Annotated in this window: 13 protein-coding genes; 6 read left to right on the forward strand and 7 right to left on the reverse strand. The window is 36.0% G+C overall.

Features of this window, described 5'->3' with window-relative positions; all coding sequences use genetic code 11:
- Nucleotides 1-31: 31 nt before the first annotated feature.
- Nucleotides 32-1,552, reverse strand: coding sequence for a helix-turn-helix domain-containing protein (locus AC13CC_RS08725; protein WP_326277714.1), 1,521 nt, complete (start codon nt 1,550-1,552; stop codon nt 32-34).
- A 401-nt stretch (nt 1,553-1,953) separates the two neighbouring features.
- Here AC13CC_RS08725 and AC13CC_RS08730 point away from each other — a divergent pair, with 401 nt between their 5' ends.
- Both AC13CC_RS08730 and AC13CC_RS08735 read left to right on the forward strand, forming a co-directional pair.
- Nucleotides 1,954-3,288: a tyrosine-type recombinase/integrase gene (locus tag AC13CC_RS08730; protein ID WP_482875893.1), complete on the forward strand. Its 1,335-nt coding sequence runs from the start codon at nt 1,954-1,956 to the stop codon at nt 3,286-3,288.
- Nucleotides 3,289-3,975: 687 nt separating this feature from the next.
- A complete protein-coding gene (locus tag AC13CC_RS08735; RefSeq protein WP_482875892.1) occupies nt 3,976-4,131 on the forward strand; it encodes a hypothetical protein in 156 nt (51 codons plus the stop codon).
- Between the two features lie 341 nt (nt 4,132-4,472).
- Here AC13CC_RS08735 and AC13CC_RS08740 read toward each other — a convergent pair whose 3' ends face one another.
- From AC13CC_RS08740 to AC13CC_RS08765, 6 genes are all read right to left on the reverse strand, one after another.
- The gene (locus AC13CC_RS08740; protein ID WP_482875891.1) at nt 4,473-5,471 is read right to left on the reverse strand and encodes a nucleotidyl transferase AbiEii/AbiGii toxin family protein; all 999 of its coding nucleotides are present in this window, start codon (nt 5,469-5,471) and stop codon (nt 4,473-4,475) included.
- A complete protein-coding gene (locus tag AC13CC_RS08745; protein ID WP_482875890.1) occupies nt 5,471-6,082 on the reverse strand; it encodes a DUF6088 family protein in 612 nt (203 codons plus the stop codon). Before AC13CC_RS08745 ends, AC13CC_RS08740 begins: the two co-directional genes overlap by 1 nt.
- Before the next feature lie 262 nt (nt 6,083-6,344).
- The gene (locus AC13CC_RS08750) at nt 6,345-6,569 is read right to left on the reverse strand and encodes a hypothetical protein (RefSeq protein WP_482875912.1); all 225 of its coding nucleotides are present in this window, start codon (nt 6,567-6,569) and stop codon (nt 6,345-6,347) included.
- A complete protein-coding gene (locus tag AC13CC_RS08755; protein ID WP_482875889.1) occupies nt 6,527-6,790 on the reverse strand; it encodes a nucleotidyl transferase AbiEii/AbiGii toxin family protein in 264 nt (87 codons plus the stop codon). Before AC13CC_RS08755 ends, AC13CC_RS08750 begins: the two co-directional genes overlap by 43 nt.
- Complete coding sequence (locus tag AC13CC_RS08760) at nt 6,787-7,074, reverse strand: DUF6922 domain-containing protein (protein WP_482875887.1); 288 nt, start codon at nt 7,072-7,074, stop codon at nt 6,787-6,789. The genes AC13CC_RS08755 and AC13CC_RS08760 overlap by 4 nt, the downstream gene beginning before the upstream one ends.
- A 356-nt stretch (nt 7,075-7,430) precedes the next feature.
- Nucleotides 7,431-7,838 carry a helix-turn-helix domain-containing protein gene (locus AC13CC_RS08765; protein ID WP_482875885.1) on the reverse strand — a complete coding sequence of 136 codons (408 nt, stop codon included), beginning with the start codon at nt 7,836-7,838 and terminating at the stop codon, nt 7,431-7,433.
- A gap of 624 nt (nt 7,839-8,462) precedes the next feature.
- On the opposite strand from AC13CC_RS08765, the gene AC13CC_RS08770 reads away from it, so the two are divergent.
- From AC13CC_RS08770 to AC13CC_RS08785, 4 genes are all read left to right on the forward strand, one after another.
- A complete protein-coding gene (locus AC13CC_RS08770) occupies nt 8,463-9,467 on the forward strand; it encodes a type IV toxin-antitoxin system AbiEi family antitoxin (RefSeq protein ID WP_482875883.1) in 1,005 nt (334 codons plus the stop codon).
- Nucleotides 9,442-10,293, forward strand: coding sequence for a nucleotidyl transferase AbiEii/AbiGii toxin family protein (locus tag AC13CC_RS08775; protein ID WP_482875881.1), 852 nt, complete (start codon nt 9,442-9,444; stop codon nt 10,291-10,293). Before AC13CC_RS08770 ends, AC13CC_RS08775 begins: the two co-directional genes overlap by 26 nt.
- Nucleotides 10,294-10,907: 614 nt before the next feature.
- On the forward strand, nt 10,908-11,546 hold the full coding sequence (locus AC13CC_RS08780) for a hypothetical protein (protein WP_482875880.1): 639 nt from the start codon (nt 10,908-10,910) through the stop codon (nt 11,544-11,546).
- 125 nt (nt 11,547-11,671) lie between these two features.
- Nucleotides 11,672-13,357, forward strand: coding sequence for an ATP-dependent nuclease (locus AC13CC_RS08785; protein ID WP_482875879.1), 1,686 nt, complete (start codon nt 11,672-11,674; stop codon nt 13,355-13,357).
- Nucleotides 13,358-13,377: the final 20 nt, after the last annotated feature.

Below are 13,377 nucleotides of genomic sequence, written 5' to 3' on the forward strand. Positions count from 1 at the left end.
ACCCCTGTTTTTAGGTGTTCCCGATAAGAGTTTACCCCTGTTTTAAGTGATTGAGGTATTCGCTGGGAGTAAGATGGGTATCTTTTTTAAAAGCTTTGTTGAAGGATACCTTATTGTTGTAACCCACCTCGTAGGCGATGTCTATAATATTGAGTTCATTTTCTTTTTCAAGGAGTTCTTTGGCTTCTTGTATACGGTAAGAATTTACAAACTCCCTAAAGCTCATTTTAAAATGTTCGTTGATCAGTTGCGAGGCATTGTGTCGGGTAGTATCGAGTTTTTCGGCCACCATGTCAAGATTGATGTCATTTTTGCGGTATAGCTTATCTTTTAGAAATAGGTCGTTCAGGTTCTTTTTGAGCTCTTGTGAAAGACTGTCCGTTAAACCGGATTTTACATATTTTGGGAAAAGCCTGTTGGTGTAGGCGTATAAACCGCTAAATACGTCGGGCTGTACATTAGCGGCATATCCAACATACAGGACCATGGTGCTCATCAAAACAATGGGAGCATGATAGAATAGACCACTATTTACCCCTACATTAATATATATACCATAAATCATATAAACCATTACATAACTTATATGTATAAGATAGATGTTTTTTTGCCAGGTTCTGGTTTTTTTGCTCAAGCCTATTTTGTTCTTGACCAATATTAGATGGACCAAAAAAGCATATAAGCCTAGCGAAATTGCTTTAAGGGTCACCATCAAAAATAATTTAGTGGAATCCCCTGGATTTAAACCTTCTTGCAACCTTTGCAGCATTTGGTTCACTTTTTCTGATCCTGAAAAACCATAAACCGTAAAAATTAGATAGATGGTTAAAACCAAGGTGGGTAAAAAATGCAATATGTCGCTTTTGTTTAGGTCGGTTGATTTTGTAACTCGTTTAAAATAAAGAAAGAGCAGAGGTCCATATAGGAAGGAAGACCAAGTTGACATGAGGTAGGTGTGTGGAAACTCGAACACATAATTGGTCTGGTTTATGCATATATTTAAAATGAATAGTGAATGAATAAAGACAAAAGTGGCAATTAGAATTCTGGCTTGTTTGTCAATTTTTTTGTTAATCAATAAAACAAAGGTGACGTAAAATCCAATTAGGGAAACAAAAAAGTAAAAAATTGACCAACCTGTGAACTTTGGTAATACGGTTCCAGATAGTTTCGCAAAATTTTCTTCGTCTCGAATACTATCAAAATCTTCGTGTAAAAGAAAGGTAGGTTGAAAATCTATTTTAAAATAATCGTAGATGTATGAAATGGACTCATCGGGGTTCCCCAATGCCGCCTGACTAAGCGCTAGCTTTTTTAAAACATGGACTCTTTGTTGTTTATCATTTAGCCCAAGGTTTTTTTGATAAAGAGGAATTGCTTCCTTGTACCTGTGAATATTAAAATAGTAGTCTGCCCAATCCAGGGAATCTTTAAGTGTTTCGGCAGTAGGTGTGGGAAAACTGACATAACCGCTAGTTGTGGTAACGCCATAGGCAAACGCATGGTTTAGCCATAGAAACAGTAAGACAATATAGTTGGTAGATTGTCTCATTTTTGATTGATGATGAATTAGGCATTAACAATTTATGAAAATAAGCTGTTAAAATTGTTAAGAAACTATTAAAGCAGGTAAACCCCGATAAAAGTTTACCCCCTAGAAAGCTATATAAACTGAGGGACTGAGGTGAGAATACAAAAAAAGCCGAGAAAATCTTCTCGGCTTTTTTACTTCTAGTAGCGGGGACTGGACTCGAACCAGCGACCTTCGGGTTATGAGCTTCATAAGCTATATATCAATAAACACTTAAAACACTGAAAATTAATTAAATAAGATTTTTAAAATGTTAAATAATATCAAATAAATACATTTGATATCAAATTATTCTGTACCTATTCTGTACCCCTTTTTTTTGTTAAAAGTTGTACTTTTATTAAGGATAAAAGATGAGAATTATGGCCAGTATTAAGATTGTTCGACGAAAAAATAAAGAAAGAAAGGACGGTTCAGCGCCACTTGCATTGCGAATAAGTGATAATTACAGAACAAGTTATCGGTTTTTGGGCCAGTATATTCTTGAAAAGGATTGGAATAAAACTACTTCCACGGTTAAAAGATCACATCCCAATTATAAAAAGTTGAACAACTTTCTTATGAAAAAGATGATAGAGGCCAATGATATTTATTTTGATTTGAAGGAAGAAAGCCTAACTCCAAAACAGGCTAAGCAAAAGTTGAAGGGAGTAGAAGGGGAAAAACCATTTTTTGTTCTAGCGGCAGAACGTATAAAGGATAAATACGATAGGGGAACCATTTCTGTTGCCAAGGCCGAGATGTCAATTCTTTTCAATATTGATGAATTTTTAAACCTTAAACGCTCCTTGAAGAAGGATGAAATCATTGAGCGCATTAAAAGCCGAAGAAAAAAACGCATCAGTGATGGACGCAAATCGAAAACCGATTTTTATGATTCCGTACGTTATTTCAAAAACAAATCCTCACTTAGATTTATTGATATCAATGAGCGCTTTATTGAAAAGTTCAAGAATTTTTGTGCTATTTATCTCGGACATAAAGAACGAACCATAACCAATCAACTTATCTTTATCCGTACCTTGTTCAATGTAGCTATAAAAGACGGCATAGTTCCATCTAAGTACTACCCCTTTGCTGGTGATAAGGAAAAAATAAGGATTGGTTCAGGGCATAAAATCGGTTTGACTATCAAAGAAGTTCAAAGCATCGAGCAATTGGAGTTGGACATTGGAACTTCTATTTGGCACACTCGGAACGTCTGGCTAACGGCTTTTTATTTTGCCGGCATCCGTATTTCGGATATTGTACAGATTAAATGGAGTGATTTTAAAAACAATCGCTTGTTCTATGTTATGAGCAAAAACTCTAAACCGGTAAGCTTAAAAATCCCGGATAAAGCGCAGGTCATTTTGGATTTATATACGAATGACAAAGAGTTAAATAATGGCTATGTTTTTCCCTTTCTAAAGGATGTCAATCCCAAGGACACCAAAGCTGTTTTTGTAAAAACAAGAAATGCCACTAAGCTGTTCAATAAATACCTTCGAAGAATCGCTAAACTTTGTGAAATAGAAAAACCCCTTTCCAATCATATTGCGCGTCACAGTTTTGGAAATATTGCCGGAGACAAGATTCATCCCCTAATGCTTCAAAAACTCTATCGCCACAGCGATTTAAAGACTACTTTGAACTATCAAGCAAATTTTATCCATAAGGAGGCGGACGAAGCTTTGGACAGTGTGATAAATTTTTAGTGTCCAGGCCAAAGTTGGGAGCTCGATTCTGTACCCCTTTTTGCCGTTGGGGTAAAATAGGCTTTTTAAATAGTACGGGTAGATGGATGATGAACTACAGGAAAAAATAAAATTACATGTCAAAAATTTGATGATTTGATGACAGATTGATATTAGCCCTGTGTTTATAAGGGTTTAGGCTGTCATCACTTTGTCATCATTCTGTCATCAAAATAAAAAATGATGACAGGAACAATGAAGAAAAAAACAAAAACGATGAAACGATGACAAAATGATGACGGGGGAACTACCAGTATTTATAAGGCCTCTCAGAGGTTTGTCATCAAATCATCAAAATTTCGTTGGAAACGGAACGCAGAGCGAAAGGAACAAATAAATCAAGAGAGAAAGCACCCCTAAAGACAGATTCACGGCTATTTGTCCAGATTACTCTTTAGTGAAGCCCTTGGGAAATGGAATTTGCAAAGAAAGAAGAATAATACCTCCCTAGTTACCTAAAGCAGAATAAAGCCAATGTTCATGGGGCAAAACCTAAGGTAGGATATATAACTTCCATCTTACCGAAAGGTTACCTAACCTACCTAAAGGGTACGATAGGTAAGTTGAAAAAACATCTGACCTAGCTTGTAAACCCTCGTCATCATTGGGTTAGGTAAAAAGGTAGGAGGAATAACAAAACTTGAGACAATGAGAGAAAAAAATAGAAATGCCATAGACAGTGAAAAAGCCCGCAACATTGACATAGTTTCCACGCTGGCCTTTCCAGTCCGGAAAACCAATAAAGAAGCTTGGTTCCGGGCCAAATATGACGGGAGGCCCTATCAATATTGTCCTGCCCATTGACTATTTTTTCTTTCACTGGCAGTCTAAGTGCTATAGAAGGCAAGGTGAAAACCTGATAATACTCATGAAAAAAGGAAAAATTGACTGCTGCTCTCAATACTGGCCTTACTGCTACTAAAAACCTAGATGGAACAGGGAAGAAGTCTGGCCCGAGAAATATTCTTTCTCAATGATGGATTTTAGGGCTTAAACGAATTAGCTACAGCGCTATGTGGGAAGTGGATGAACATTATGGATAAAAAAATTCGGTTTTTATAGGTTTTCACCTTAAGCTATATTTTATAGCTAGATTAAAGTACAACCCAAATAGGGGGCACCGGTTAGCTAAATTTCAATATTTACTATTCTTTATTAAATCTATCCCTTAAGCCTTGAAGTTTTTGGATTAAATCTTCAAAGGATTCAGTTTTGCCGTAAAACATGCTCTCCTTCATTGCTTTATAATCATTTTCCCATTCGGTCAGTATTTTTTTTGGTGGTATGAAATTCAAAGTGGTCGAAGCATGTTTTGTATAATCAATCCATGATATTCGTGCATATAGTTGACGATGTTTTACAATTGTATTGTATAACTCTTTATTATTTATAGCGGATTCACCATATTCTGTATCCATAATTCTGGATATATCATAAAGATGTCTTGTCATTCGATGACTTCTTATGGCTCCTCTTCCTTTTGGTTTTTGAAATTCCTCATGTAAAAGGAAGAGCTTTTCCAAAAAGGTTCGAGTAGGTAACACCGTAGGAATTTTAATTACCTTATCGGCGAATGGGCTACCTTTGTACTTTTCTCCAATAAAAGATATCACCTCCATGTTTTCGTAAGGGTCCCTTAAGGATCTGGAGCTTATTTCCACCAGAATTCTGGGTTCTAAATAGGGAACTTTCTCAACTAATGACCTGTATTGTATTTCTACTGCCAAGGGGTCGGTGTCGGATTCCTCAAATTCACGAACATGGACAGTAAAATCTTTAACTCCCATTTCATGGAGTTTGTCCTCTAAATCCTTAGGAAAAGTTTTGCTGACAAATTTGCATGATGCTTTCCTGAGTTTTTTGACCTGTTTACGTGAAAGATTCCCTTCGAACCCAAAGAAAGTTTTATCCATCCCTACATCAATGTCTTCAGAAAAACGCTCAATAAGTCCCCATGCTTTACTTAAGGAAGTACCTCCTTTGAAAACTAGATGTTTAGCATACTTAGTTTCGAAAAGAGCGCGTAAAGCTGTGACTACCCACCAATCTTTTTCTATGGCAGCCTGTGGCAGACCTTTGGATATACTGGTTTGAACGATGATCTCTCTTCTGTCCGCTTCCGATAAGTCAAACCATTCTTTCATTATGATTTCCTTTCAGTCACTGAACTTTCCATAATTTCAGATATCCATACGGGGGCTAGTTTCATATCATGTACTATCATTTCTTTGTCAACCGTTTGGAGTACCTTCTCTATTTTTATTAGGGTTTTGTGATCTACATTGTGTTTTCCTATTTCACGTAAGGCTTGTATAATGAGAATATTGGTTTCACTTTTGGCCGCTAGAATTCTTGGGGAAGCTTTTTTGAATTTTATTTTATTTTTTCCGACTGTTATCGTACGAGAAGTTCCGTCCGTTAAGTAAACCAGATTCATGGGTACTTGTGTAGATAGTCCAAGTTTGTTAAGTGCCTGTACCCCTGTGGGAATGATCCTTGCTTTATCTCTTTTGGAAATGGCCTTGGCAATTTCTTCCAATGACGGATATATTTTGCCAAGTAATTTGTGTTCTTTGGGATATAAGTAAATACCTTGTGCCAATCGAATTAGGAGACCTTTTTCTTCCAGTCTTTTTAAAGCTTGCCTTACGGCTTCGGAAGTTCCGAATTCGGAAAAGTTTTTCGGAAAAAAAATTTTTCCACGCTTGTGGTTGGAAATTGAATTTTTTATAAGTTTCTCGGTGGGTACAGGCATTTTTAAAATTATTTTTCGTCACAAATTTAGTGAAAAAATGTGACGATTCGATTTTGATGGAGAGAAAGTGAGAATTGCTTAAAATGAATGGTGAAATTAAATTTTATGCTGATACCATTTGTGGGAAGGAAGAGGGTTTTCTTTAAAATTAAAAAAACCACTGTTTTTAGGGGTTGTGAAAGGGGGAGAATTTGCACTGTAACCGAAAGGGACACCTTTTTAACTATGTTTTAACACTTCAAGGCGAAAATTGCCCAAATTCCTACAAATCGTATCCTTTGGGTTTTGGATATTCCAATCCCAATACCCTGCACAATGCTCTAACCTTTCTTAACCAGCTATATCTTGCTTCCTTCCATATTTTACTTCCTTCCGTTATCTGTATCAGATCCTGTGAAAGGGAGGGACGTGAGCCGGAAACCTTTCTGATTTCATCAAACGCAATCAACAGCTTTGGTCGTTCAATAGGGCCAGTTTCTTTGTCCAAATCAAAAATGGTTTGATATTCCTCTTTATAAATTGTTCGGCGATTTCCTTAAACCCATTTATGCCAATAATGTCATTTGTGAAAAGGTCAATATCAACAGAAACACGGTGATTATAACGCAAAGCCAGATTGGTTCCTCCTCCCAAAGCAAATTGCCCAAGGGTTTTGACTAGTTGTAGTTCTGTTATAGTTTTGGCAAGTGCAGGACTAACGGCACTCATAAAGCAAAGCGAGCGAAGGATTTGGCGTGGTATCTTTTGGCAACCAATTCACAAACCGTGTTACTGATACGTTCTTTGGTGCTTCTTAGCGTTTGTAAAATCTCATTTTTAGAATATAGTTCTTCCAGACGCTCAATGTCATCAATAAAAGTATCTTCGGTAGAGGCAAATAAAGCTCTGGGGATAATAAGGTTTTTATCCCTTTTAGGGTTTAACCTGCTCATATCCACGTCCCAAAAAAGGTGTTTTGGGAAAATAGCGGTTATATTTCGCCTTCTGTTCATGACGTAAAGGAACAAATCAATTTCTTATTTAACGTAAATCCATCAAATTCAGTGCCATGGTCATATTGTCAAATGAATTAATGAAACGATATGATGCGAAAATATACGGTAATGATACGATGATTGAAAACTATCTTTGATAAATGTGCTTTGAAAGAGACAATAAGCCTTGCTGTTTTCCACGGAGTGGAATTCAAGATGTGTCATTGTCATGACAATCTTGCTTTTGCTCCCGGTGGGTCGCAAAAGGAAACTGAATAAAAAAAGCAAACGAAGCAAAGCGAGCGAAACCAAGTTTGCGCTGCAAGCCCCAAATACTTGCCAATACTAATACTGTTGAGCGAGGTAGGATATCTTTATTTTATAAGCTTTTCCAAATAAGCAACCTTGTCCTTTTCTGCTTGAACAAGACGTTCGTAAAGCTTTTTGTTTTCCTCATATGCTTCCACCAGTTTGTCCAAAGGATTAAATGTGCAATGAAAATTGTTTAAAGGACCATTATTTACACTGTTATCATTAAAGTTGTTGATATTATGAAATATGGATTCCTCCGAAAAATTCTCGATTCCCTCTTTGGTTACCCCCAAAGCCTTGGCAACTTCTTCCAACTTTACATCATCCACCTTTTCACTGTTTTCAATGTTGGAAACGGCCTGTTGACTGATGCCCAATTTCTCGGCCAAGGTTTCTTGTTTCATTCCTCGGAGTTCTCTGATCCTACTGATCTTTCTACCTATATGGTTGTTCTTGGTCTTTGTCTGCATATCTCAAATATAGGGAGTTTCCCACAATCATCCGATGGTAATATACAAAACTGGTTCAATAAAATACAAGTGGACATTTAGCAGATAACAAAGGTGTATTTTTATCAAAACGGTTAATCATTTTTGATTTTTCCGTGAAAAATTCCTTGATTTTAGCGGGCTGAACACCCTTTTCCGTGAAAAATGAGGGATAAGCCGATAAAATTAATTGAAAAATAAGTCTTCATTATTCAACCAAGCCATACTTCAAAAAACCATTTTTTAGTAAAAAATCCATTGATTTTGCTAGGATGAAGGCCTTTTTCAGTAAAAAAAACATTATAAATGCCATTAATCAATATTTTCATAAAAGCCCCAAAAATGAGCTTTTCCGAAGAAAAATGAAACAACAACAGTGCGCTAGCCTGTTACCCTCTTGCTTTACATTTTTCGTCCCGGTTGCGGGACAAAATGAAAGCCCCATTTAACCAAAATGATGATTAGGAGGATGCTGACCTTTTCAGCATAAATATTTGATAAATGGTAATATAGATCGCAATTATTTTTCCTTCGCGAGATTAACAATTCAATTTTGTTCACTATATTTGAATGTTCATGTTTCATGAACGGATAAAAAAAATGAACATGTCATTTGATTTTATAACCTTTATGAAGTTTTTGGAGGCTTTGGATATTGAAATCGAGGCCAAATTTTTGGATGCTCAACAAACTTCAGAATTGCCAATCTATTCACTTGAAGGCCATAAAGTGTCAGTGTATTTTAGAAATGAAATCCGTCAGCACAATATTCCTGCCATACTGAGAGAAAAACAAGAACTTCCGATTCTCGTTGTGGCTAACTACTTAACACCAAAGGCCAAGGAAATGTTACGTGAATATAAGCTCAATTATTTAGACAGTTATGGTAATGCCTATTTGAACCTATCTCCGCTAAAGGTGTATTTGGAAAACAACAATGCATCGCCCTATGTGAAACCTTCTTCCAAGATATTTACCCAAGCAGGGGGACAATTAATATTTCAATTTCTACAAAACCCAAAACTGGTCAATGAAACACAACGGTATTTGGCGGATAATAGCATGATATCATTGGGCAGCGTTAGTAAGATTATGCAGGGGCTCTCTGAATATGGGTATTTATTTTCCCAAGACGGGAATCATAAATACCAACTTTTGGAGTATGAAGAACTTTTAGATCGATGGATTCCATTGGTTAACGAAAAAATATTTCCCAAATACTACCTTGGTACATTTTCTTTTTCAGGGGATATGCAGAGCCAATGGAAAAAAAAGTATTTACGTCCCCAAGTATTTTGGAGTGGGGAACCAGCCGCGGCGCTGCTTACGAATAATTTTTTCCCAGAAAAATTTACCATGTTCACGACCTTTGAAAGTAATAAGGACATAATGCAAACATTAAAGTTGGTTCCGGACCCCATGGGAAATATCAACCTATATAAACCTTTCTGGTTGAATTCTATGCTAGAGAAAAATAAAGATAACTTATTGAGTTACGAAAATGTTGTACATCCAGTTTTGGTATATGCCGAATTAATTCATTCCGGTGAACCAAGGAACTTGGAAATAGCACAAAAGATATTTAATGAGCATATCAAACCAAAGCTTTAAAGAATATTCCTTTACCCACCATGGTAAGGTATACAAAATCCTAGACACCGTTTTTAGGGCAAAAGGAATCAACTATTACCTTATTGGAGCAAATGCACGTGATGTTGCCCTTTATAAGGTTGGGGAAAAGCCGAAGCGGGCAACTGCGGATATTGATTTTGCCATTATGGTACCAGACCATGAACAATTTGATGCCGTCAAGGAAGAATTGAAAAAACATGGTTTTGAAAAATCCCAAGGAAATATGCCTTATAGTTTGTTCCATGCTGAATCCAAAACTACAATTGACTTATTGCCTTTTGGTGGTATTGAAGAAGAAAGAATGGTTCGGTTTGTAGAGGGAAACCTAGAGATTTCAGCTGTTGGGATGACGCAAGTATCTAAGGAGGTTGAAACTTTTGATCATCCCTATGGCATTGCATTGCCTGTTAGCCCGGCCCATGGTCTGGTTATTCTAAAACTGATTGCTTGGTCCGAAAAACCAGGGGATAGGGTAAAGGACTTGGGAGACACCGCTAATATTTTACGCATTGCCTGGGCCTTGTATGAACCAGAAATGTTTAGGGAGGATGCAGAACATTCCGATTTATTCGAAATGGAAAAATTCGACACCCGACTTGTTGGTGCAAGAATAATGGGGCGAAAAATGAAACGTATTTTGGTTCTTGATGCAGAATTGGAAGTGAAAATAATTGACTTATTGAATCAAGAGATACAGGATTCATCCAGTCCGCTTGCCATTGCTTTAATCAAGGCCTTGGATTGCAATATGAATTATGCGAAGGATATAATAAGGTCTCTGAAATTAGGTGTCACTGAAAATTAATGTCTTGAAAGTATCATAATACCTGACACTTCTTTATTTATAAGGGAATTGACCTCTACAATATGGAGTATATTTTATTAGAGCTTTTCTTTCCCCAATTTTGAGTACTTACAAAACCCTATTTAAAGAATTAAGTTTGTTTTTTTTAGTTGACGCAAATTCAGGCCTGTTTATGGGGGATTCAAGAGCATTTGCCGCAAATTTCAATCGCTAGGAGCACTTTTTTAAAAACCTTTTGAATAATAAACCACTGTTTTACAGTAGGTTGTTCAAAAATTTTTCTACGCAACACCGGCCTGCCGTGTTGCCCTCTTGCTTTACCATTTCCACTTAGCCCTGCTCATGAAAATACAATGTTATTCAAATCTGGAATCTAAGTGTATTTTTTGCGATGATTCTTAATTGGATGAAATTATTTTAACTCTTTACGGAATTTCAGATTTCTTAATCTATTGAAAATTCTTACATTTAGCTTGCCCCAAAAATTTAAAAAGAACTTGCTGAAAACTATACTGAAGCAAAATTCACAAAACTTGGGCATCGCCAGCTATATAGGTAGTATATACCTATAAAAGTTCAGCATATAATCAAGTTGGCACAAATTAAAAAAATAAATGGATGATTTGATAAAAGAGGCTTTAGAAGAATATTTTTCTGATTTTAAACAATATCATTTAATAATCTTAATTGGTTTCACGGTTGTCATTGCACTTCTGCAAATAATCCAATCATATCGAGTTTCCAGGAAATTAGAAAAATTTAAAAATGACCTTAAAAAATCCGAAATAAGATTTTCAAAATATAATCAACTTCAGACAGAAGCTTTAAATATTATTTACCCATTATTAGCAGAGTTATTGGTGAATACGGTAGTAATCCAAACTGATATTAAAGGAGCTTCTCCAGAAAAGATAGCTAAAATGGCTGAAAATTGGGGAGATTCTTTCAATAAGGTATTTGAAAAGCACCTTACGCTAAAATATATCCTAACAAAAAACATCAAAGAAAAATATTCAAAACTGACCAAACAGCTTTTAAAGGTTAACAGCTATATAAAAGTCGAAAAAGAATTTAGTTCCCTCTTTGCCACATTAGAAAACGGACAAGTAGAATTTATGGGAGATTTCGATGAGAGAATTAAACTTTCCGAGGAATTAGATAAATTAAAATCAGATGGATTAATCTCTGACACAGTGAACGCAATAACCGATTTACAGGCAGAAATTGAAGATTATTTTGAAAAGATGGAGTAAATAAACTTGTGCCAACAACATATAAAAACAATGCTTCAATCAGTCTTGAATCGAAATTAAGTGCTCGCCCGCTCGCATAGTTTTTATACGAGACGTTGTGGGTAATATAAAAGAACACGAAATACATGATTGAAAAGATTAAATTAAAATCAGGGTCTTCACAAGGTCAACCAAATCTTGAATTTGATATTACTCCGATAACAATATTTGTAGGGCCAAATAACTCGGGAAAGAGTCGTGTTCTAATTGAAATCGAAAATTTTAGCAGAAGAACTCATGGGCAAGCAAATGACCTTGTACTTGACAAACTAACCTTCGCATCATTTTCTCAAAACGAGATAGAAGAAGAAATAACACGAATTGAATCTGTGCCAAATGTGGGTGAAAATATACACCCAGGACATGTACTACTTTCTAAGATAAATCCTCAAAATAATGGAGCAATAAGAATTCAAGTGAATCGGCAAGGATTAATTAATGAGGCACAAAACCCTAATAATCGTCAAGGGCATTATGAGCAGTTTTTAAATATGTACACAATGAGATTAGATGGAACCAACCGTCTTAACTTATTAGCTGAACAAAATGCAGGTGACCTTCAAAAAACACCAGCCAATCATTTAGCCCACCTGTTCATAAACAATGAACTGAGAGAAGAAGTAAGACGAATTATCCATGAAGCCTTTGGCAAATATTATGTAGTTGACCCCACAAATATTGGCAAGTTAAGAATTAGACTTTCGGAAAGAGCACCAGCATCTGAAAGAGAGGAAAAAGGTTGGGAAACAGAATCAATCAACTTTCATAAAGATGCAATTGAAATTATACATGCAAGCGATGGAGTAAAGGCTTTTTCGGGAATTATAACTACAATTTTAGCAGGGGACCCAAAAATCACCTTGATTGATGAGCCAGAGGCATTTCTTCATCCGTCTTTATCAAATAAATTGGGTAACGAGATAGGGAAATCCTTAAGAGCAACTAAGAAAAGGTTGTTTGTTTCGACTCATAGCTCACATTTCCTAATGGGCTGTATACAGTCAGGATCTCCGTTGAATATCGTTAGACTCACTTATAAAAATGATTTAGCTACCTCTCGAATTTTACCTAAGGACAAGATTCTTAATCTTATGAGGAATCCATTATTGAGGTCAACAGGTGTACTAAATGGATTATTTTATGAAAGTGTAATTGTGACTGAAGCTGATTCAGACAGAGCTTTTTATAATGAAATCAATGAAAGGCTTTTAGCAGAATCTGATAATAGAGGCATATTTAATTGTTTATTCATTAATGCTCAGAATAAACAAACAGTTTGGGACATAGTGCATCCATTGAGGGAACTAGGAATTCCAGCAGTTGGAATTGTAGATATTGATGTACTAAAAGAAGGTGGACAAGTATTCTCTAAACCTCTGAATGGTGCATTCATTCCAGAACCAAGTCATCAAGCTCTTCATAATCAAAGACAAACTATGAAAAACGCTTTTGACGCATCAGGCCTAAACATGAAAAGAGATGGTGGAGTTGAAATTCTTGATGACCCAAACAAAGAAGCATGTACTAATCTCTTCAATCAATTGGAAGAATACGGTGTCTTTGTGATTAGAAATGGCGAGTTAGAATCATGGTTAACCAACTTGGGAGCAACAGGTCATGGTTCAAAGTGGCTGATTGATATTTTTGAAAAAATGGGGTCAAATCCAGAAGATGCCAATTATTTAAAACCTTCTAATGGTGATGTATGGGATTTCATTGGAAAAGTTAAGAATTGGATTGACGACCCAAATAAGAAAGGAATACCAAAATAATACTACCCACAACAATGGGT

The organism is Flagellimonas sp. L-11, assembly GCF_056857735.1.